This window comes from Mucilaginibacter arboris, assembly GCF_009754915.1.
Lineage (GTDB): Bacteria > Bacteroidota > Bacteroidia > Sphingobacteriales > Sphingobacteriaceae > Mucilaginibacter_A > Mucilaginibacter_A arboris.
In genome coordinates this window covers 1-812 of record NZ_WPIK01000058.1, presented here as the reverse complement: position 1 = coordinate 812, position 812 = coordinate 1, and the positions used below count along the sequence as shown (strand labels likewise).

Sequence of the window (812 nt, the reverse complement as noted above, 5' to 3'; positions counted from 1 at the left end):
TTTACCACAACTAAAAAACTCTAATAGATGCTTACAAAGGATAAAATTATAGGAATATTTTGTTTTATAGATGATCTATTAAAAACAAGCAACCATTATGAAGACGGCCGCAGGCAGGTAAGCGATAGTGAGGTCATCACTACAGCGATAGTTTCCTCCTTATACTTCGGTGGCCATCAGGACAAAGCAAGGCAGTTTATGAAAATGACAGGAATGATACCGGGAATACTGGACAAGAGCCGTTTCAACCGCAGGTTACATCAGGTTGCGGAGCTTATATACAGTCTTTTCATGCAGATTGGTTATTACTTTAAGTATGTCAGCTGTGAGATGAGCTATGTGCTGGATTCGTTTCCGGTAGCAGTTTGCGATAACATTCGTATTGCGAATTCTAAAATATTGCAAGGCAAGCAGTGGCATGGCAAACAGAGCAGCATGCGCCGTTACTTTTATGGGGTAAAAGTACAGTTACTGGTTACCAAAGATGGTATTCCGGTTGAGTTTGGCTTCGTTCCGGGCAGCGAACATGATGCACAGGCTTTAAAGAAATTACCAATGGAACTGCCTGCTGAGAGCGAGGTGTTTGCAGATTCGGCTTATACCAATTATGAGATCGAAGATCAACTTATGGAAACTGATCTGATCGCTTTGAAAGTGCATAGAAAATCAAATGCAAAAAGAATAGACAGCGTAAGTGCAGCCTTTATCAAAGAATGTATGCGTAAAAGAATAGAAACGACAATTAGCGAAATCAAAGGCTTATTTCTTAGAAAGCTCCATGCGGTAACTTTTAAAGGATGGCTGCTGAAAAT

The 812-nt window shown here is 40.3% G+C and carries 1 protein-coding gene; it reads left to right on the top strand.

Going from position 1 to position 812, the window contains the following annotated elements:
- Positions 1 to 27 precede the first annotated feature (27 nt).
- A partial coding sequence (locus tag GO621_RS18700; RefSeq protein ID WP_157569930.1) for an IS982 family transposase occupies positions 28 to 812 on the top strand: 785 nt, incomplete at its 3' end.